20 protein-coding genes and 1 other RNA gene are annotated in these 18,698 nt (G+C 74.5%); 12 read left to right on the top strand and 9 right to left on the bottom strand.

All coding sequences use genetic code 11. The features are described from left to right. Positions 1-198 precede the first annotated feature (198 nt). Complete coding sequence (locus tag LG634_RS30405; RefSeq protein ID WP_226738475.1) at positions 199-609, bottom strand: response regulator; 411 nt, start codon at positions 607-609, stop codon at positions 199-201. Between the two features lie 234 nt (positions 610-843). Here LG634_RS30405 and chsH3 point away from each other — a divergent pair, with 234 nt between their 5' ends. The 3 genes from chsH3 (at position 844) to LG634_RS30390 (ending at position 3,846) form a co-directional block, all read left to right on the top strand. Then, on the top strand, positions 844-1,698 hold the full coding sequence (gene chsH3 / locus LG634_RS30400; RefSeq protein WP_226738473.1) for an enoyl-CoA hydratase ChsH3: 855 nt from the start codon (positions 844-846) through the stop codon (positions 1,696-1,698). A gap of 42 nt (positions 1,699-1,740) precedes the next feature. Then, entirely contained in the window at positions 1,741-2,817 is a 1,077-nt protein-coding gene (locus LG634_RS30395) for a Zn-dependent alcohol dehydrogenase (RefSeq protein WP_226738471.1), read from the top strand. An 87-nt stretch (positions 2,818-2,904) separates the two neighbouring features. Beyond that, positions 2,905-3,846 carry a 3-oxoacyl-ACP reductase gene (locus tag LG634_RS30390; protein WP_226738469.1) on the top strand — a complete coding sequence of 314 codons (942 nt, stop codon included), beginning with the start codon at positions 2,905-2,907 and terminating at the stop codon, positions 3,844-3,846. A 158-nt stretch (positions 3,847-4,004) separates the two neighbouring features. Here LG634_RS30390 and LG634_RS30385 read toward each other — a convergent pair whose 3' ends face one another. Further along, on the bottom strand, positions 4,005-4,166 hold the full coding sequence (locus tag LG634_RS30385) for a hypothetical protein (RefSeq protein ID WP_226738467.1): 162 nt from the start codon (positions 4,164-4,166) through the stop codon (positions 4,005-4,007). 166 nt (positions 4,167-4,332) lie between these two features. Further along, complete coding sequence (locus tag LG634_RS30380; RefSeq protein WP_226738465.1) at positions 4,333-5,442, bottom strand: hypothetical protein; 1,110 nt, start codon at positions 5,440-5,442, stop codon at positions 4,333-4,335. Positions 5,443-5,627: 185 nt separating this feature from the next. Between LG634_RS30380 and LG634_RS30375 the strand changes: the two genes are divergently transcribed. The 4 genes from LG634_RS30375 to LG634_RS30360 all read left to right on the top strand — a co-directional run bounded on the left by LG634_RS30375 (position 5,628) and on the right by LG634_RS30360 (position 9,267). Next, entirely contained in the window at positions 5,628-6,482 is an 855-nt protein-coding gene (locus LG634_RS30375) for a Nif3-like dinuclear metal center hexameric protein (protein ID WP_226738463.1), read from the top strand. A gap of 10 nt (positions 6,483-6,492) precedes the next feature. Beyond that, the gene (locus LG634_RS38340; RefSeq protein WP_308072712.1) at positions 6,493-7,236 is read left to right on the top strand and encodes a zinc ribbon domain-containing protein; all 744 of its coding nucleotides are present in this window, start codon (positions 6,493-6,495) and stop codon (positions 7,234-7,236) included. Beyond that, positions 7,236-8,546, top strand: a complete 1,311-nt coding sequence (locus LG634_RS30365; RefSeq protein ID WP_226738459.1) for a bifunctional RNase H/acid phosphatase — start codon at positions 7,236-7,238, stop codon at positions 8,544-8,546. Before LG634_RS38340 ends, LG634_RS30365 begins: the two co-directional genes overlap by 1 nt. Positions 8,547-8,718: 172 nt before the next feature. Continuing rightward, positions 8,719-9,267: a hypothetical protein gene (locus LG634_RS30360; protein WP_226738457.1), complete on the top strand. Its 549-nt coding sequence runs from the start codon at positions 8,719-8,721 to the stop codon at positions 9,265-9,267. A gap of 44 nt (positions 9,268-9,311) precedes the next feature. Here LG634_RS30360 and rnpB read toward each other — a convergent pair. Continuing rightward, positions 9,312-9,715, bottom strand: an RNA gene (gene rnpB / locus LG634_RS30355) — RNase P RNA component class A. A 40-nt stretch (positions 9,716-9,755) separates the two neighbouring features. Between rnpB and LG634_RS30350 the strand changes: the two genes are divergently transcribed. Beyond that, complete coding sequence (locus LG634_RS30350) at positions 9,756-10,097, top strand: hypothetical protein (RefSeq protein WP_308072707.1); 342 nt, start codon at positions 9,756-9,758, stop codon at positions 10,095-10,097. Beyond that, entirely contained in the window at positions 10,061-10,228 is a 168-nt protein-coding gene (locus tag LG634_RS30345; RefSeq protein WP_372482520.1) for a hypothetical protein, read from the top strand. The genes LG634_RS30350 and LG634_RS30345 overlap by 37 nt, the downstream gene beginning before the upstream one ends. A 42-nt stretch (positions 10,229-10,270) precedes the next feature. Here LG634_RS30345 and LG634_RS30340 read toward each other — a convergent pair whose 3' ends face one another. Together LG634_RS30340 and LG634_RS30335 are read right to left on the bottom strand one after the other, a co-directional pair. Then, on the bottom strand, positions 10,271-11,518 hold the full coding sequence (locus tag LG634_RS30340; RefSeq protein ID WP_226738455.1) for a serine hydrolase domain-containing protein: 1,248 nt from the start codon (positions 11,516-11,518) through the stop codon (positions 10,271-10,273). A 78-nt stretch (positions 11,519-11,596) separates the two neighbouring features. After that, positions 11,597-13,039, bottom strand: coding sequence for an RNB domain-containing ribonuclease (locus tag LG634_RS30335; protein WP_226738454.1), 1,443 nt, complete (start codon positions 13,037-13,039; stop codon positions 11,597-11,599). Positions 13,040-13,155: 116 nt separating this feature from the next. Here LG634_RS30335 and yaaA point away from each other — a divergent pair, with 116 nt between their 5' ends. Then, positions 13,156-13,956 (top strand): peroxide stress protein YaaA, encoded by an 801-nt coding sequence (gene yaaA / locus LG634_RS30330; protein ID WP_226738452.1) that lies wholly within the window; start codon positions 13,156-13,158, stop codon positions 13,954-13,956. Positions 13,957-14,037: 81 nt separating this feature from the next. Here yaaA and LG634_RS30325 read toward each other — a convergent pair whose 3' ends face one another. Next, positions 14,038-14,781, bottom strand: coding sequence for a bifunctional DNA primase/polymerase (locus tag LG634_RS30325; RefSeq protein ID WP_226738450.1), 744 nt, complete (start codon positions 14,779-14,781; stop codon positions 14,038-14,040). Positions 14,782-14,897: 116 nt separating this feature from the next. Further along, a complete protein-coding gene (locus LG634_RS30320) occupies positions 14,898-15,578 on the bottom strand; it encodes a TetR/AcrR family transcriptional regulator (RefSeq protein WP_226738448.1) in 681 nt (226 codons plus the stop codon). A gap of 153 nt (positions 15,579-15,731) precedes the next feature. On the opposite strand from LG634_RS30320, the gene ddaH reads away from it, so the two are divergent. Then, positions 15,732-16,547 (top strand): dimethylargininase, encoded by an 816-nt coding sequence (ddaH, locus tag LG634_RS30315; protein ID WP_226738446.1) that lies wholly within the window; start codon positions 15,732-15,734, stop codon positions 16,545-16,547. A 77-nt stretch (positions 16,548-16,624) separates the two neighbouring features. Here the strand turns inward: ddaH and LG634_RS30310 are convergent, their stop codons facing one another. Next, on the bottom strand, positions 16,625-17,626 hold the full coding sequence (locus tag LG634_RS30310; RefSeq protein WP_226738444.1) for a small ribosomal subunit Rsm22 family protein: 1,002 nt from the start codon (positions 17,624-17,626) through the stop codon (positions 16,625-16,627). A 102-nt stretch (positions 17,627-17,728) separates the two neighbouring features. Between LG634_RS30310 and LG634_RS30305 the strand changes: the two genes are divergently transcribed. Beyond that, positions 17,729-18,487, top strand: a complete 759-nt coding sequence (locus LG634_RS30305; RefSeq protein WP_226738442.1) for an SDR family oxidoreductase — start codon at positions 17,729-17,731, stop codon at positions 18,485-18,487. The last annotated feature ends 211 nt before the right edge of the window (positions 18,488-18,698 follow it).

Here is an 18,698-nt window from a genome sequence, read left to right as displayed (position 1 = left end):
CTGCCGAGCGGGTCCCCCCCGGCAGGGGTCCGCCCCCGCACCCCCGCGCCTCAAACGCCGGCGGGGCTGTTTTCGGCGGACGGGCGGGGATGTGTCCTCTGCCTGTGGGCTGGATGGTGCGGGGGCAACTTCCAGCCCCGCCGGCGTTTGAGGCGCGGGGTCCGGGGCGGAGCCCCGGTTCGGGAAGGCCCCGCGGGGTCACGGCCCCGCGGGGGGCGACAGGGCAGGGTCGACCGTGGTCTCGCCGGTCAGGGCGCGGTGGATGGCTGTGGTCAGGTCCGGGACGGGACCGTCACGGAGGACCACTCCGGCCGCACCCGCGGCCAGCGCGGCCGATACCAGGCCCGGCCGCGCCGAAGTCGCCAGCACCAGGACCCGGCATTCCGGCACCGCCTCCGCCAGCGCCCGCACCGAGCCGACGTCATCGACCAGCGCCACGTCCGGACAGGCCAGCACCGCCACCCCTTGGAGGTCCTCCCCGCCCCCCACCTGCGCCACCACGGACAGCCCCGGCTCCATCCCCAGCAACACCGCCAGCGCCCCGTCCCCCGGCGCCAGCAGCACCCGTACCGACCTGCCGGGACGGTGGTCCCGAGGCATCTCGTCCATGCGCCGAACATAGCCCCGGCACCGCCGGCCGGCGACCGGAAGGCACCCCGCACCCGACCCATCTGACGCGATGTCAGCACTCTTCCCAAGTGCCGGACCGTGCGTTATACATTCCCCACCGGCACCTAGAACGCGTTCTAGATCCGGCCCGGAAACGACCTCGGCGCAGCCGACGGTGCGGACGGCCGCGCCGAGGTCTCCCAGACCCGAGAACCCCCGAGGAGCAGCATCCCGATGCCGATCGATGCCGCCAGGGCGCTCGCCGCCGACCCCCGCCGGAGCGAGATCCGCTGGGACCACAAGGACATCCAGCTCTACCACCTCGGCCTAGGCGCCGGCCGCCCCGCGACCGACCCCGACGAGCTGCGCTACACCCTGGAGTCCAAGCTCCACGTGCTGCCCAGCTTCGCCACCGTCGCCGGCGCCGGCATGGCCATGCTCGGCGGCCTCGGCGCGCCCGGCATCGACGTCGACCTCGCCGCCGTCCTGCACGGCGGTCACTCGATCGAGCTGCACCGGCCCATCCCCGTCAAGGGCGAGGCCGTCTCGCACTCCAAGGTCGCCGCGGTCTACGACAAGGGCAAGGCGGCCGTCGTCGTGCTCCGCTCCGAGGTCGCCGACGCCGACGGCCCGCTGTGGACCAGCGACGCCCAGATCTTCGTCCGGGGCGAAGGCGGCTTCGGCGGCGAACGCGGGCCCTCCGCCCGCAGCGAGGACCCCGACCGCGCCCCGGACCGCACCGCCCTGCAGCCCGTCCGCGAGGAGCAGGCCCTGCTCTACCGGCTCTCCGGGGACTGGAACCCGCTGCACGCCGACCCCGAGTTCGCCAAGCTGGCCGGCTTCGACCGGCCGATCCTGCACGGCCTCTGCTCGTACGGCATGACCCTCAAGGCCGTGGTCGACACCGTCCTCGGCGGCGACGTCTCCCGGGTCCGCTCGTACCGCACCCGCTTCGCCGGGATCGCCTTCCCCGGCGAGACGCTGCGGATGCGGATGTGGGAGTCCGAGGGCCGCGTCCAGGTCGCGGTGACCGCCGTCGAACGCGACGACGCCCCGGTCCTCGCCGACACCGTCGTCGCGTACGCGTAATCCCACCCTCAGCACCCGCAGCAGTTCGAGAGGAGCCGCACCGTGCGCGCAGCACTGCAGAGCGAGATCGGGCAGGACAAGCTGGAGGTCGTCGACGACATCGAGGCCGTGGGCTTCGGTCCCGGGAAGGTGAAGATCCGGATCCGGGCCACCGGCCTGTGCCACTCCGACCTGTCCGCGATGAACGGCGTGCTGCCCCAGCCGGCCCCCTTCGTCCCCGGTCACGAGGGCGCCGGCGAGATCGTCGACGTCGGCGACGGGGTCACCGGCGTCAAGCAGGGCGACCGGGTCCTGGTCTGCTGGCTGCCCGCCTGCGGCCAGTGCGCCTCCTGCAAGCGCGGCCAGGGCCACCTGTGCCTGGCCGGTTTCGTGAACGCCGGCACCCCCAACTTCCGGCGCGCGGGCGGTGAGATCTTCGGCTTCGCCGGGACCGGCACCTTCGCCGAGGAGGTCGTGGTCGCGGCGGGCTGCGCCGTGCCGATCCCGGACGACGTGCCGTTCGACATCGCCGCGCTGATCGGCTGCGGCGTCACCACCGGCCTCGGCGCCGCGATCAACACCGCCAAGGTGGAGGCCGGCTCCTCGGTCGCCGTCATCGGCTGCGGCGGCGTCGGGATCTCCACCATCCAGGGCGCCAAGGTGCAGGGCGCGGCGCAGATCGTCGCCGTCGACCCGGTGGCCTCGCGGCGCGAGGCGGCCCTGCGGTTCGGGGCCACCGAGGCGGTCTCCCCGGAGGCGTTCGCCGACGCCAAGCAGCGGATCACCGCCGGCGAGGGCTTCGACTACGTCTTCGAGGTCGTCGGCAAGTCGCAGACCGCGCAGACCGCGTACGAGATGACCCGGCGCGGCGGCACCCTGTGCGTGGTCGGCGCGGGCGCGCTGGACGACAACTTCGCCGTCAACATGTTCTCGCTCTTCTTCGACGAGAAGCGGATCCTGCCCTCCCTGTACGGCGGGGGCGACGTGATCCGTTCGTACGAGCGGGCCATCGCGCTGTGGCGGGCCGGGCGCATCGACCTGGAGGGCCTGATCACCCACCGGGTGCAGCTGGCCGAGATCAACGACGCGCTGGACCAGATGCGGACGGGGACCGCCCTGCGCACGTCCATCTCTCTCTGACGGGTGCCGTCCGCACGGAGCCGGCGCCGGCCGCCGTCCGCTCTCCGCCCTCCGTCTTCCTCCAACCGCAAACCGAGAGGGACCTTGATGTCACTGCCACTTGAGGGGCTGTCCGCCGTCGTCACGGGCGCGGGCCGCGGGCTCGGGCGCGCCGAGGCGGTCGAACTCGCCCGGCTGGGCGCGAGCGTGGTCGTCAACGACTACGGGCAGCCGGGCCGGGACGGCACCGGGGAGGCCTCGGCCGCGCCCGCGGAGGAGGTCGTCGCCGAGATCCGCGCGGCGGGCGGGCAGGCCGTCGCGCACCTCGGGGACGTCGCCGACTTCGAGCAGGCGCGGGAACTGGTCGCGCTGGCGGTGGACACGTTCGGGAAGCTGGACGTCCTCGTGAACAACGCGGGCATCCTGCGGGACCGGATGGTCTTCTCCATGTCGGAGGACGAGTGGGACTCGGTGATCCGGGTCCACCTCAAGGGCCACTTCAACACCACGCGGTTTGCGGCCGCGCACTGGCGGGAGCGCTCGAAGGCGGCCGGCGGGCCGGTGTACGGGCGGATCGTGAACACGTCCTCCGAGGCGTTCCTCGGCGGGTCGGCGGGGCAGCCGAACTACGCGGCGGCCAAGGGCGGGATCGTCGGGCTCACCACCTCCACGGCGCTCGCCCTCGCGAAGTACGGGGTCACGGCCAACGCGATCTGTCCGCGGGCGCGCACGCGGATGACGGAGGACGTGTTCGCCGGCTTCCAGGAGCCGGCGGAGGGAGCGCTCGACGCGCTCGCTCCCGAGCACGTGGCGCCGCTCGTCGGGTACCTGGCCTCGCCGGCCGCGGCGCGCGCGAACGGGCAGCTCTTCGTGGTCCACGGCGGGATCGTCGTGATCATGGAACGGCCGAAGGTGGCGGCGAAGTTCGACACGGCGAAGGAGTCCTTCTCCTACGAGGAGCTGGACGGGCTCCTGACCCCGCACTACGCGTCCCGCCCCGCGGCGGAAACCTTCGCCGCCCCCGAAGTCCTCGGCCTCCGCCACGCCTGACCCCCGCCCGGCCTCCACCCCGAGGCCCCGCTCCGCGCCTCAAATGCCGGCCCGGTGCGGCCGAAGTTCCGGCAGGGGCAAAGCGAGCCCGTCCGGCGTCTGAGGACCGGGGTCCGGGGGCGGAGTCCCGAATGCAGGCCTTGTCCAAGTCCCCCAGGTCAGGCGGCTGCCTGCTCCTCCGCCGGGGACACCGGCGGGGCGGGGCGGCGGTGCCGGCCCCGGGCGGGCGCGGCCAGGTCCTCGGCCGTGGCAGAGGAGCCCCGGTGGCGGCCCCCCGCCGCTCCAGCCGCCTCCATCGTCTCGGTCGTCACATCAGACATGCGGGAAGTCACTCCGAATCGTTCTCACTCCGCCCGCGCCCCCCATGACGCAACGGATCCCCCGGCCCGCCATCCCATCACACGCGACGCGCCGTCAGAAGTATCGGGGTGCCCACTGACAGTGGCCAAAGGGTTTCCACCGCGCCGTGTCGCGGCGCAGCGGCCGTCACCGCCGGGTCAGCGGCGCCTGCTGCAACGGCACCGGCCGCGCCACGGTCGGCCGGGGGGCCACCTTCACCACCGGCGGCGCCTGCGGCACCGTCAGGTGGACCACCCCGCACGGCACCTCCGCCGTCGCGTACGGCAGGCACAGCACCCCCGCAGCCGTCCACCGCCCGGCCCCGCCCAGCCAGCCCGCCGGCGCCGGCAGCCGGAACAGGTGCCGGTCGGCGGGCCGCCACAGCCCCAGCTGGTCCCCCTCCAGCCGCAGCGCCACCGCACAGTTCTCCGGCATCAGGATCTGCCCCGGCTGCACCGCGAACGGCACCGCCCCCGACCCCTCGCCCTTCAGGCACTCGGGGAACCGCACCGGCCGCGCACTCCCCAGCACCCCCCACCCCAGCCGCGGCGACCCCGGCGCATCGGACCGGATCAGCAGCAGCCCGCTGTCCGGATCCGCCAGCAGCAGCCGGTCCTCGCTGTCCTCGGCGATCTGCAGCAGCGGGGTCACCTCCCCGCCCCGCCCCAGGTCCACGGCCACCGCCTTGGTGCGGCTGCCCTGCTCCCGGTCCAGCGCCAGCAGCAGCCCCTCCCGGTCCAGCCAGACCCCGCCCGAGCAGCGCCCCGGCACCACCGCGAGCCGCCGCGGCCCGGTGCCCGCACAGGTCAGCCGCCACACCTCGGCGGTCTCCGCCCGCACCGCCAGCGCGTAGGCGGCCGCCCCGTCCGGAACCGGCGGCAGCAGCGTCACCCGCTCGTAGCCCGCCGCCTCGAACCCGCCCAGCGGCAGCTCGCCCGTACGCGGCCCGGCGGCCGTGCCGCCCGTCGGGTACAGCAGGGCGAACGCGTGCCGGTCGGCCACCCGCCGGTGGATCAGCACCCGCCCGTCGGACAGGGCGAGCACCTCGCTGTCCGGCTCCTCCGGCTGCCCCAGCGGCAGCGGGACCGCGTACGGCTCCGGTCCGTCCAGCGTCCACCGCTCCGGGAAGCGGGCGTCCACGGCCCCGGCGAGCCGGGCGGCGTACGAGCCGTCGGCGGCGATCGCGAGTGCGGGGGCGGGCGCGTACGCGGGCGCAGCGGCGGGTGTCACGGCGGGATCGATGGCACAGGCTGTCATCGGTGCGTCACCTCCGGTGAGGAAGCTAGTTTTCGCACTTCCTGCCGAACAACAACTGCACCTTTCCTTCACACGTACGGGTGGCCGCCCGGCGATTCGCGTGTGAGAAGGGAGGCGCCTGTGCTGCGGGCGGCAGCAGGCCGCCGGGACAGGCCAACGGCCCCACGGACGGTAGCCTTGCCTCCGTGCCCCGCCTCTCTGAAGTCATCGCCGCGCTCGACGCCCTCTGGCCCCCCGCCCGGGCCGAGGAGTGGGACGCCGTCGGCACCGTCTGCGGTGACCCCGACGCCGAGGTGTCCCGGGTCCTCTTCGCCGTGGACCCGGTCCAGGAGATCGCCGACGAGGCGGTGAAGCTGGGTGCCGACCTGCTGGTCACCCACCACCCGCTCTACCTGCGCGGCACCACCACCGTCGCGGCCTCCACCTTCAAGGGCCGGGTCGTGCACACCCTGATCAAGAACGACATCGCGCTGCACGTCGCGCACACCAACGCCGACACCGCCGACCCCGGCGTCTCGGACGCCCTCGCCGGCGCCCTCGACCTGCGCATCACCGGCCCGCTCGTCCCGGACCCGACGGACCCTTCGGGCCGCCGCGGTCTCGGCCGGCTGTGCGTCCTCGACCACCCCGAGACCCTGCGCGAGTTCGCCGCCCGGGCCGCCGCCCGGCTGCCGCGCACCGCCCAGGGCATCCGGGTCGCCGGCGACCCCGACGCACCGATCCGCACCGTCGCGGTCAGCGGCGGCAGCGGCGACAGCCTCTTCGGCCGGGTCAGGGCGGCGGGCGTGGACGCCTTCCTCACCGCCGACCTGCGCCACCACCCGGTGTCCGAGGCCCGCGAGACCAGTCCGCTGGCCCTCGTCGACGCCGCCCACTGGGCCACCGAGTGGCCCTGGTGCGAGCAGGCCGCCGCCCAGCTCGACGCCGTCTCCGAACGCCACGGCTGGGGCCTGCGCACCCACGTGTCGCGTACGGTCACCGACCCGTGGACGGCGCACGCGCCGTCCGAACCCTCCCCGATTTCCCCTTCTTCTCTCTAGGAGCCCCCAACTGAACGCCGAGCCCGCCGACCAGATCCGACTTCTCGACGTCCAGGCGCTGGACGTCCGGCTGTCGCAGCTCGCCCACAAGCGCAAGTCGCTGCCCGAGCACGCCGAGCTCGACTCCCTGAACAAGGACCTCAGCCAGCAGCGCGACCTGCTCGTCGCCGCGCAGACCGAGGAGAGCGACACCCAGCGCGAGCAGACGAAGGCGGAGCAGGACGTCGACCAGGTGCGCCAGCGCGCGGTCCGCGACCAGCAGCGCCTGGACTCCGGTGCGGTGAGCTCGCCGAAGGACCTGGAGAACCTGCAGCGCGAGCTCACCTCCCTCGCCAAGCGCCAGGGCGACCTCGAGGACGTCGTCCTGGAAGTCATGGAGCGCCGCGAGTCCGCCCAGGAGCGCGTCGCCGAGCTGACCGAGCGGGTCTCCGCCCTCCAGGCGAAGACGGACGACGCCACCGGCCGCCGGGACGCCGCGACCGCCGAGATCGACGACGAGACCGCCAAGGTCTCCAAGGACCGCGAGCTGGTCGTCGCCTCCATCCCGGCCGACCTGATCGCCCTGTACGAGAAGATCCGCGTCAAGCAGGCCGGCATCGGCGCCGCCAAGCTGTACCAGCGCCGCTGCCTGGGCTGCCAGATCGAGCTGGACATCGCCGAGGTCAACGAGGTCAAGGCGGCCGCCGCGAACCAGGTGGTCCGGCACGAGAACTGCGGCCGCATCCTGGTCCGTACGGCCGACTCGGGCATCTGATGCCCCGTTTCGTCGTCGAGGCCGACGGCGGGTCCCGGGGCAACCCGGGGCCCGCGGGCTACGGGGCGGTGGTCCTCGACCCCGCCACCGGCGAGACGCTGGCCGAGCGTGCCGAGTACATCGGCGTCGCGACGAACAACGTGGCCGAGTACAAGGGCCTGATCGCCGGACTGGAGGCGGCCGCCGAACTGTCGCCGGAGGCCGTCGTCACGGTCCGGATGGACTCCAAGCTCGTCGTCGAGCAGATGTCGGGCCGCTGGAAGATCAAGCACCCCGACATGAAGCCGCTCGCCGCGGAGGCCGCACGCATCCTGCCCCGCTCCCAGGTGTCGTACGAGTGGATCCCGCGCGAGCGCAACAAGCACGCGGACCGGCTCGCCAACGAGGCCATGGACGCCGGCCGGCAGGGCCGCCGGTGGGAGCCCTCGGCGTCCACCGCCGCCCTCGACTCCGGTGCGGCCCGCAGCCTGGCCGTCCCGCCGCCGGCCGGCCCGGTGGGCGACGCCGCCGCGGGGGCCGCGGCCGCCCGCGCCGCCCTGGCCGCCGCCCGTACGGCGGCCCCGGCCCGCGGTGCGCACGCCGAGGACAGCCTGTTCGCCGACGACACCTTGTTCGCCGAGGAGCCGGAGACGGCCCCGGAGCCGGAGGCGGCCGCCCCGTCCGCGGGCTGGTCCGGACCCGACCTCGGCACGCCCGCGACCTTCGTCCTGCTGCGGCACGGCGAGACGGCCCTGACCCCGGAGAAGCGGTTCTCCGGGAGCGGCGGCAGCGACCCCGAGCTGTCCGCGGCCGGGCTGCGCCAGGCCGACGCGGTCGCGGCGGCGCTGGCCGCCCGCGGCACCGTCGAGGCGATCGTCAGCTCCCCGCTGCAGCGCTGCCGGCAGACCGCCCAGGCGGTCGCCGACCGGCTGGGCCTGCCGGTCACCGTGGACGAGGGGCTGCGCGAGACGGACTTCGGCGCCTGGGAGGGGCTGACGTTCGCCGAGGTCCGCGAGCGGTACCGGGCCGACCTGGACGCCTGGCTGGCCTCGCCGAAGGCCGCCCCCACCGGCGGCGGCGAGAGCTTCGCAACCGTCACGCGGCGGGTCGCGGCGGCCCGGGACCGGCTGCTGGCCGCCCACCGCGGCCGCACGGTGCTGCTCGTGACGCATGTCACGCCGGTCAAGACCCTGGTCCGCTTGGCCCTGGGCGCCCCGCCCGAGTCGCTGTTCCGGATGGAGCTGTCGGCGGCTTCGCTGTCGGCGGTCGCGTACTACGCGGACGGCAACGCCTCGGTCCGGCTGTTCAACGACACCGCCCACCTCCGCTGACCCGGCCTCAAACGGAATCCCGGCCGCGGACTGCACGAGCAGTCCGCGGCCGGGTCCGTACGTCCGGCCGGCCGGAAAACGCCCTTACTCGTGGCTCGCACGTGTGTGCACCATGCGGGGGTTCGCGACGCCTTCACGTCGCCCCCGCATCCACCCCACCGAAGGGATCCGCATGACCCGCATGCGCGCGCTCGCCGTGCCCGTCCTCGCCGCCGCCCTGGGCCTGGCCACCGCGACGACCGCCGGTGCCGCCGCCACGCCCACCATCACCAAGGCCGAGTACGACAAGGTCAAGCTCGGCTCGTCGGTCACCACCCTGCACACCGCGGCCGGCCGCGGCGCGTGCAAGCTGATCGACGACACCACGAGCGGCGGCGTCCGGGTCAAGATCTACAAGTGCAAGGGCGACAAGCCCTTCAGCCAGGCGGACTTCGTGTTCGCCAACAACAAGCTGGAGGCCCGCAGCCAGGTCCTCCTGGACGGCGGCAAGTCCAACGGCCTCATGACCAAGGCCAAGTACCGCAAGATCACCGCCGGCAAGACCATCGCGCAGATGCACGAGATCGCCGGCAAGGGCACCTGCATCCGGGTCGGCCAGAGCGAGGTGCAGGGCTACAAGGTGGCCTCGTACGACTGCGACCAGGCCCGTCCCGCCGGCGCGGCCTCGTTCCTCTTCGAGAACGGCAAGCTCACCACCCGCGCCCAGAGCGGCCTGCGCTAGCAGCGGATCCAGGCGGGAACGGGGCGGAGCCCGGCGGAAGGCGGCAGACGAGTCGGCCTGTACGCCGGGTTCTGTCACCCGGTGACCTCGCGGTCGCCGGGGAGACGGCCATCCATCTAGGACCGGTGTTGCCACCGGCCTCGTGCGGTCTACCCGCGGACTCGGGCGGGCAGCCCTCGATCGTCCGCGCAGAACCGTCCGGAGACGGTTCCTCTTGACCTTGCTCCGGGTGGGGTTTACCTAGCCGCCTGGGTCACCCCAGGCGCTGGTGGTCTCTTACACCACCGTTTCACCCTTACCGGGGGCCGAAGCCCCCGGCGGTCTGTTTTCTGTGGCACTGTCCCGCGGGTCACCCCGGGTGGGCGTTACCCACCACCCTGCCCTGTGGAGCCCGGACGTTCCTCGGCGGAACCCTTGCGGATCCCGACGCGGCCGCCCGGCCGGCTCGTCTGCCGTGGTGACCATGCTACCCGGGCCCGCGGCGCCGCTTGACCTTGCCGCAGCGGCAACGTTTCTACTGGGCCCATGAGGAGCTGGACGCCGATCCGGCCCGGCAGGAGGCGGCGATCCGGGAGCGGCGGCAGCGGCCGGCCGCGCTCCGGCAGGCTGGCGGCGACGACGCCGAGGCGGTGCCGCCCGCGCCGGCCGCGCTGATCGGCCGGGCGCCCGCCACGGATTCCCCGGCGGCCGCCAAGGACCGCGAGCACCTGCTGCTGCTCGACACCCGCGGCGCCGGCGGCCCGGAGCTGTACGAGGCCCGGAGGGCCGGCTGGTGCAGGTGGACGGGGACGGGGTGCTGGACCTGGTCGTCGGCAGCCGGACCACGGTGACGGTCGGACTCGCCCGCCCCCTGCCGGTGGTCCGGCCGCTGGGCGCCCGCGTCGAGGCCCGGGTCCTGCGGTTCCACGCGGACGATCCGGCGGCCCTGGTGGCCGGGGTGCGGGCCGGGCTCCCGGCATGACGAAGGGGCTCGGCGCGCTGCCGGAGCCCCTTCGGGCCGTGCCTACAGCGGCGTGTCCGGTGCCAGGGCGGCGGCGATGCGGCGCCCGATCACCTGGGCCTGGTTGCCCTCGGGCGCGTCCGCCTTCTTGGTGACGGACACCGCGATGGCGAGCCGCTCGGACGGCAGGTAGGCCTGGAGCGCGGCGTAGCCCGAGAACGACGGGTTCTGGACCACCCAGCCGTTGACCACGAGGACGCCCAGGCCGAAGTGCTGCGCCTTCGTCTGCGGGATGCAGACCGTGTCGGGGCACGTGCGGGTGGGGCGGCCGAGGCCGACCGTGCCCGGGTTCAGGAACGTCCGGTACGAGCGGGCCGACAGCAGCTCACCGCGGCCGATGGCCTCCGCGGACCGGGCCACGTCGCAGATGTGGCTGGTGATGACGGCACCCGGCGCGGTGGTCCACGACGGGTTCCAGAACGTCGACTCCTCGTAGAAGCCGCGGTCCGACGTGAACGCGTGCAGGACCGGACGCGGAATGTCCGGGGTGAAGTTGTTCTGCGTGTTCTTCAGCCCCAGCGGTCCCCAGACCCGCTCCTTGAGGAGGCGGTCGATCCGGGTTCCGGTGATCTTCTCCAGCGCGGCGCTGAGCAGCACGTAGTTGGCGTGCGAGTAGCTCCAGTTGGTGCCCGGGTCGTACCAGAACGAGTGGCTGTACGGGTACGCCAGCAGGTCCTGCGGCGTCCAGTGGCGGAACGGGTGCGCGGTCAGCTCGGCCAGGAAGTCCGGGTCGGTGACGTAGTCGTGCAGGCCCGAGGTGTTCGAGGCCAGCATCCGCAGGGTGATCTCGTCGGCCCGCGGCAGGTCCGGCAGCCACTGCTCCACCGTGTCGTCGAGGCGGAGCTTCTTCTCCTCGGCCAGCTGGAGGAGGAGCGTCCCGATGTGCGAGAAGACCACCGAGCCGGCCCGGAAGTGCATGTCCGGCTCGGCCGGCACCTTCGTCATGGACTCGCCGAGGGCCTCCGTCAGCACCTCCTTCCCGTCGAGCGTCACCTTCAGCTCCACGGACTTCAGGTGCAGCTCGGACTTGGCCTTGCGGGCGATGGCCAGCACCTCGCGGGCGTCCCGGCCGAGCGGACGCTCGGTCCGCACGCAGTCCTTCTTGCCGGAGCCGGAGCCGGAGCCCGAGCCGGCGGCCGGGCCCGGTGCGGCGGCGGTGGCGCTCTGGACGGTGAGGGCGAGGAGGGCGGCGCAGAGCAGCGCCGTACGGGTCCGGCCGCGCCGGCGGGCGGGGGAGGCGGTACGCGTCATGCCCTGCACTATGTCGGGATGATCCGCCTGATCCGCCCGAACACACCGCAAACCGGTCAGGAGCCCCCCGTACGCCCCTCAGACCGGGGCGAAGAGGATCTTGGCGGTGCCCGGGTCGGCACGGGTGAGGCGGACCCGGATCCGCTCGCCCAGCGGCAGCAGCCCGTCGGCGGCCTCGATCCGGCCCACCACCGCCGGCTCCTCCAGGTGGACCGTGCCGATCCGCGGCTCCCGCTCCTTCACGTCGATCACCGTCGCGTCGAACACCTCGCCCACCCGGTCCTTCAGCACCGCCGCCTCGACCAGGTCCACGCACTCCCGCTCCACCGTGTTCGACAGCCGGGCCCCCTCCGCCATCTCCTGCGGCAGCCCGTCCAGTGCCGCCAGTACCCACTCCGGCGGCTCCTGCCCCGCGCACACCGCCACGCACAGCTCGCCCGCGTACCGGTCGGCCAGCCGCCGCAGCGGCGCCGTGCAGTGCGTGTACGGGGCCGCCACCGCAGCGTGCACCGACGGCTCCGGCACCGCGCCGTCCCGGAACACCGTGTAGCCCGCGCCGCGCAGCAGGGCCGTGCACTCCTGGAGGAACGCCGCGTGCTTCGGCAGCCGCGGATCGAGCCCGCGCACCAGTTCCGCGTACGGCACGTGGTGCGGCCAGGCGATGCCCAGCGCCTGCGCCGCCCGGCGCAGCCGGCCCACCGCACCGTCCGGGGCCGTCGGCAGGGTGCGCAGGACGCCCGTACCGGACGCCAGCATCATCTCGGCCGCCGCCATGCCCGTCATCAGGGACATCTGCGCGTTCCAGCCGTCCGCGGCCAGCGGCGCCCGGTAGGCGAGCACGAAACCGCCGTCCACGGCCGTGACCTCCTGCTCCGGCACGTTCAGGGACACCCCGCCGCGCTCCGCCTCCAGCGCCTCCCGCAGCTGCCCGACCTCCCGCAGCAGCGCCAGCGGCTCCGAGGCGTTCCCGCCGTCCAGGGCGTGCTGCACCCCGGTGTAGTCCAGCTTCGCCCGGCTGCGCACCACCGCCCGGCGCACCTCCGCGGCCTCCACCCGGCCGTCCGCGTCCAGGTCGTGCCGCCACACCAGGGCCGGGGCGGCATGGTCCGGCAGCAGGCTCGCCGCGCCCTCCGACAGCACCGCCGGGTGGAGCGGGACCTTGCCGTCCGGGAAGTACAGCGTCATCACCCGGCGGTGCGCCTCGCCGTCGAGCGCCCCGCCGGGGGCGACGAACGCGGCCACGTCCGCGATCGCGTAGTGCACCCGGTAGCCGCCGCCCGGCCGCCGCTCCAGGTGCAGGGCCTGGTCCAGGTCGACCGAGGAGGGCGGGTCGATCGTGAAGAACGGGATGTGCGTGGCGTCCTCCGCGGGCAGCCGCGGGTCCTGGGCGGCCCACTGCGCCTCCTCCAGGACCGCCGCCGGGAACTCGCCCGGCACGTCCAGCTCCGCCCGCAGCGAGCGCAGCGCCTCCCGCAGCGGGGCCGCCGCTGCGCCGGTCATGTGCATCTGACGGCGTGGCATGTACCCGAGCGTAGGGGCGGGCGCCCCGACCGGCACGGCGAGAGCCGGTCCGGACCGCGGATACGCTCTTTACGGGGGCCGCACCCCTCGCCCGAACGTACCGAAGGAGAACCCCCGTGCTCGTGCTGCTGCCGCCGTCCGAAGGAAAGGCCGCCGGCGGCCCCGGCGCGCCCCTCAAGCCGGAGGGGCTGTCGCTGCCGGGGCTGGCCGCCGCGCGTGCCGCCGTCCTCGACGAGCTGGTCGAGCTGTGCCTGACCGACGAGGAGCGGGCCCGCGAGGTGCTCGGCCTCAGCGAGGGCCTGCGCGGCGAGGTCGCCAAGAACGCCGAGCTGCGGACCGCGGGCGCGCGGCCGGCCGGCGAGATCTACACCGGGGTGCTGTACGACGCGCTGGGGCTGGCCGGTCTGGACGCGGCGGCCCGGGCCCGGGCGGAGGACTCGCTGCTGGTGTTCTCGGGGCTGTGGGGGGCGGTGCGGATCGGTGACGCGATCCCCTCGTACCGCTGCTCGATGGGCGTGAAGCTGCCGGGGCTGGGGGCGCTGGGGGCGTACTGGCGGGGCCCGATGGCCGCGGTCATGCCGGAGGCGGCGGGCGACGGGCTGGTGCTCGACCTGCGGTCCTCGGCGTATGCGGCCGCCTGGCGGCCGAAGGGGGAGGTGGCGGGCCGCACCGCCACCGTGCGCGTGCTGCACTCCCAGGTCGTCGACGGGGTCGAGAAGCGGTCCGTGGTCAGCCACTTCAACAAGGCGACCAAGGGGCGCCTCGTCCGCGACCTCCTGACGGCGGGCGCGGACCCCGCCGGCCCTGCCGAGCTGCGCACGGCGCTGCTGGATCTCGGCTACACGGTCGAGGGCGAAGCCCCGGCGAAGGCGGGCCGCCCCTGGGCCCTCGACGTGGTCGTCACCGAGATCCACTGACGCCCAAAGCCCCGGGGCTCCGCCCCCGACCCCGCGCCTCGAACGCCGGCGGGGCTGAAGGCCGGGGCGGAGACCCGGCGGTCAGCGGGTGACGGGCCAGGGGGCGGGGTCGTGGTCGGACCGGTCGGCGTGACGCGCACAGGCGTCGGTCAGGGTTTCCAGCAGCGTCAGCGGGTCCGGAAGCGCATGTTCCGGACCGCGGACCCAGTCCACGGCCAGATCACCGGGCAGCCGCGCCGGCGGCACCAGCACGTAGCTGCCCCGGCAGTGCCACCGCAGCCCCGGATGCTCGTCCATCGTCTCGGGATGGCAGTCCAGCTCGCACGGCCACCACTCGTCCTCGTCCTCCGGCGTCCCCCGGGTCGCCGTGAAGAACAGCATCCGCGCGTCCCCGGCCACCCCGCCGGACTCCGCGACCGGCCCGACCTCGACGCCCGCGTCCAGCAGCCGCTCCAGCGCACTGCGTCCCGCCTCCAGCGGCACGTCCAGCACGTCGTGGACCATGCCCGTGGCGGTGATGAAGTTCGCCTGCGGCTGGTTGCGCGCCCACCGCTCGACCTGCGCCCGGTCCGTCGTGGACTGCGTCTGCCAGGCGAAGGACAGGGGGTGCCGGGCCGGGGTCGGACAGCCGATCCGTTCGCACGAACACCGGTAGCCCACCGGATGCGCGGCCGGCGCCAGCGGCAGCCCGGCGGCGGCGACGGCCCGCAGCAGCGCCTCGCGCTCGCGGCCGGGATCGTCCGCGGCCGGCTGCCGAAGCCCCCGCAGCCACTGCGCGAACCTGCCCTGCACGCCGCGTTTCGCGCGGCCGGATTCGGACCCCATGTATCCCCTCACCTCACCGTTGCCCCGGCAGACCAAACCATGGTCCCACCATCCTGCGCCCCGGGTGACCGCACTTCCCAACCGGAGGGCCCGCAGAGCCGCATGTGAGGCGAAAGTCATGTCCTGAGGCCACGGAGCACCTGGTCCACGAGCGCATCGGCGTACGCATGGCTCAGCGGGGCGGTCCGCAGCAGCCAGCGGTGCGTCAGCGGGCCCAGCAGCATCTCCACGGCCAGCCGCACGTCCGCGTCCGCTGCGATCTGCCCCGCGGCCGCCGCCGACCGCAGCCGCTCCTCGTACATGCCCAGCTGCGGCATCAGCAGCTGCTCCGTGAACCGCGCGCCCAGCTCCGGATCGGTCGCCGCGGCCGCCGTCAGCGCCCGCGCCGACGCGTCGTACGACGCGTCGGCCATCTCGTCAACGGTGGCCCGCAGCACCAGCTTCAGGTCGGCCGCCAGGTCTCCGGTGTCGGGGAAGCCGGCCCAGCCGCCCTCCTCGGCGGCCGACCCGGCCAGCGCCAGCGAGGCGTCCAGCAGCACGGCGGCCTTCGACGGCCACCAGCGGTAGATCGTCTGCTTGCCGACCCCGGCGCGGGCGGCGATCGCCTCGACGGTCAGCTTGTTGTAGCCGACCTCGCCGACGAGGGCGAGGGCGGCGTCGAGGATCGCACGGCGGGACCGCTCGCTGCGCCGGGTGGCGTCGGGAGCCTTCGCGGACCCGCCGGTACGGGCGGAACCGCGGCCGGCCGCCGGTCCGGTCGGCGGGGCGGTGATCGGGTCGGACATCGGGTCGGGCATGGCGGAAAACCTAGCGCAACGCTTCGGACAGCTCTTCGACGGGCAAACCACCCGATCAGTTCAGTACAGCGGAGCCCAGAGGAGAGACGATTCTCTTCCCAGCACCACCCGTCCCTCCCGGTGCTTCCCGGTCCGTGTCGTGAGGAGCCTTACGTGCACCGAGACGCAACACCCCGCCGCTACCTGATGTGCCCACCCGCGCACTTCAGGGTCAGCTACTCCATCAACCCGTGGATGGATCCTGCCAAGCCGGTGGACCTTCAGCTCGCCCAGACCCAGTGGGAGGACCTGAGGGACCGCTACCGCGCCCTCGGGCACACCGTCGAGCTCCTCGACGCCCGCCCCGGCCTGCCCGACATGGTCTTCGCCGCCAACGGCGCGACCGTCGTCGACGGCCGGGTGCTCGGCGCCCGCTTCGCCTACGCGGAACGGGCCGCCGAGGCCGAAGCCCACCTGGAGTGGTTCCGCGGCCACGGCTTCACCGAGGTCCACGAGCCCTCGCACATCAACGAGGGCGAGGGCGACTTCGCCGTCACCGCCGGCTGGCTGCTCGCCGGGCGCGGCTTCCGCTCCAGCCCGCTGTCGCACGACGAGGCCCAGGAGTTCTTCGGGCGCCCGGTGATCGGGCTCGACCTCGTCGACCCGCGGTACTACCACCTCGACACCGCGCTGTGCGTGCTCGACGGCGACGAGATCATGTACTACCCGGACGCCTTCTCGCCCGGCAGCCGCGCGGTGCTGCGCCGGCTGTTCCCCGACGCGCTGATCGCCTCGTCGGCCGACGCGGCGGCCCTCGGCCTCAACGCCGTGTCCGACGGCCGGCACGTACTGCTGCCGCAGGCCGCCACCGGTCTCTTCGGGCCGCTGCGCGACCGCGGGTTCGAACCGATCGGCATGGACCTCGGCGAACTCCTCAAGGGCGGCGGCAGCGTCAAGTGCTGCACGCAGGAGCTGCGCCCGGCCGTGTAGACCGGCCGCCCGGGCGGCGGGCCCGGCGGGCAGCCGGGCCGCCCCGGAGGGCGCGGCCGCGGGGGAGCCCCCCCCCCTCAGTCCGCGTCCTCCGGGGGCCAGGAGTCGCCCCACTCGGCGTCCCGGGCCGCCTTGTACAGCGCGCCGTGCCGCTTGGTGACGGTGGCCCGGGTCAGGCCCTCGGACTCCGGCCCGCACAGGTCCAGCAGGACCAGGCCCTTGCGGATCTGCGGCCTGCGGGTGATCCGGGCCGCCGCCGGGGCGGCCGGCAGCCGGGTCGCCGCCACGTAGCTGAACTTCTCGTCCTCGTACGCCAGCGTCCCGCCCTTGATCCGGCGGTGCAGGGAGCTGCGGCTGACCCGGGCGGAGAAGTGGCACCAGTCCTCGCCGACCGCGATCGGGCAGGTGCCGTCGTGCGGGCACGGCGCCGCGATCCGCAGGCCGGCGGCGATCAGCCGGTCTCGGGCCGCCCGGATCCGCAGGTAGCCGTCGGGGGTGCCGGGCTCGATGACGACGACGGTGCCCGCGCGGGCCGCCGCCTCCGCGACGACCGCCTCGCGGCCCTCCTCGGTCAGCTCGCCCAGCACGTACGAGACGGTCACCAGGTCCGCCTCGGGCAGTGCCGACCCGCTGCCGATGACGGCCTTGCGCCAGACCGCGCCGCGCAGCACGTCCGAGCCGGACGCGCCGGCCAGCTCCCGGCCCAGGGCCAGGGCCGGCTCCGCCCAGTCGAGGACGGTGGTCTCGCGCGGCCCCTCCCAGGTGGCGTCCACGGCCCAGGTCGCCGCGCCGGTGCCGCCGCCGACGTCCACGTGCGAGGCGGGCGCCCAGTCCGGCAGTGCGTCCGCCAGCCCGGCGAGGGCCGACCGGACCGCCTCGAAGGTGGCGGGCATCCGGTACGCGGCGTACGCGGCCACGTCGGAGCGGTCGCGCAGCACGGGCGCGTCGGTCGGGGTGTCGCCCCGGTAGTTGGCGATCAGCCGGTCCACGGCCTGCGCGGCCTGCTTCGGCGGCAGGCCGTCGAGGAGGCCGGAGAGCGCGGCGCGCAGGGCGTCGGCGGTGGGGACGGAGAGGTTCACCCCGGGATTTTATGTCCGGCCCGGCGGGCCCTCGCCCCGCGCCCGCTCTCACCTGGTGGAACGTCCCGGGTCAGGCCCGGCTTCTGCCGTACGGTGCGGCTCATGAACGCAAGCGGGAAGAAGATCGCGGTGGTCACCGGCGCGGGCTCCGGCATCGGACGGTCCGTCGCCCTGGAGCTCGCCGCCGCCGGCTGGTCCCTCGCGCTGGCCGGGCGGCGGGCGGAGCCGTTGCAGCGGACCGCGGAGGAGGCGGGCGGCGCGGACGTGCTGTGCGTGCCGGCCGACGTGAGCGTGCCGGGGGACGTGGACGGGCTGTACGCGGCGGTGCGGGAGCGGTTCGGGCGGCTGGACCTGCTCTTCAACAACGCGGGGACGTTCGGGCCGGGCGGGGTGCCGGTGGAGGAGCTCGGGTACGAGGACTGGCGGCGGGTCGTCGACGTCAACCTGACGGGGGCGTTCCTTTGTGCGCAGGGGGCGTTCCGGATGATGAAGGAGCAGGACCCGCAGGGTGGGCGGATCATCAACAACGGGTCCATCTCCGCGCACGTGCCGCGGCCGCACTCGATCGCGTACACGGCGACCAAGCACGCGGTGACCGGGCTGACGAAGTCCCTCTCGCTGGACGGGCGCCGGTACGGGATCGCGTGCGGGCAGGTCGACATCGGGAACGCGGCGACGGACATGACGGCCCGCATGCAGAGCGGGATCCTGCAGGCGGACGGCTCGATGGCGGCCGAGCCGGTGATGTCCGCGGCGGATGTCGCCCGGACGATCCGCCACATGGCGGAGCTGCCGCTCGATGCGAACGTCCAGTTCGCCACGATCATGGCGACCGCCATGCCGTACATCGGGCGCGGCTGACCCCGGGTGCTCCGCCGGCTGCCCACCGGGCGGGGCCCTCCCACGCCCTTCGTCGGCTGGCTGCCGGGCGGGGGCAATTCCAGCCCCTCCGGCGTTTGAGGAGCGGGGTTTGGGGCGGAGCCCCGAGGCAGGCCGGCTGCGCCGTCCCGGGGGGGGCGCCCCGGCCCCCCCGCGGCCCGCCCCCGGGGGGGGGGGGGTTGGGGGGGGGGGG

The organism is Streptomyces bambusae, assembly GCF_020532645.1.
GTDB lineage: Bacteria > Actinomycetota > Actinomycetes > Streptomycetales > Streptomycetaceae > Streptomyces > Streptomyces bambusae.
Note: the sequence above shows the minus strand (reverse complement) of the source record. Positions and strands in the feature narration are given on the sequence as shown.

Coding starts and splice junctions, on each gene's coding strand:
- chsH3 (WP_226738473.1), top strand. CDS start 844: ATGCCGATCGATGCCGCCAGGGCGCTCGCCGCCGACCCCCGCCGGAGC.
- LG634_RS30340 (WP_226738455.1), bottom strand. CDS start 11,518: ATGACGCGTACCGCCTCCCCCGCCCGCCGGCGCGGCCGGACCCGTACG.
- LG634_RS30325 (WP_226738450.1), bottom strand. CDS start 14,781: ATGGGGTCCGAATCCGGCCGCGCGAAACGCGGCGTGCAGGGCAGGTTC.
- LG634_RS30380 (WP_226738465.1), bottom strand. CDS start 5,442: ATGACAGCCTGTGCCATCGATCCCGCCGTGACACCCGCCGCTGCGCCC.
- LG634_RS30405 (WP_226738475.1), bottom strand. CDS start 609: ATGGACGAGATGCCTCGGGACCACCGTCCCGGCAGGTCGGTACGGGTG.
- LG634_RS30305 (WP_226738442.1), top strand. CDS start 17,729: ATGAACGCAAGCGGGAAGAAGATCGCGGTGGTCACCGGCGCGGGCTCC.
- LG634_RS30365 (WP_226738459.1), top strand. CDS start 7,236: ATGCCCCGTTTCGTCGTCGAGGCCGACGGCGGGTCCCGGGGCAACCCG.
- LG634_RS30390 (WP_226738469.1), top strand. CDS start 2,905: ATGTCACTGCCACTTGAGGGGCTGTCCGCCGTCGTCACGGGCGCGGGC.
- LG634_RS30335 (WP_226738454.1), bottom strand. CDS start 13,039: ATGCCACGCCGTCAGATGCACATGACCGGCGCAGCGGCGGCCCCGCTG.
- LG634_RS30320 (WP_226738448.1), bottom strand. CDS start 15,578: ATGCCCGACCCGATGTCCGACCCGATCACCGCCCCGCCGACCGGACCG.
- LG634_RS30360 (WP_226738457.1), top strand. CDS start 8,719: ATGACCCGCATGCGCGCGCTCGCCGTGCCCGTCCTCGCCGCCGCCCTG.
- LG634_RS30385 (WP_226738467.1), bottom strand. CDS start 4,166: ATGTCTGATGTGACGACCGAGACGATGGAGGCGGCTGGAGCGGCGGGG.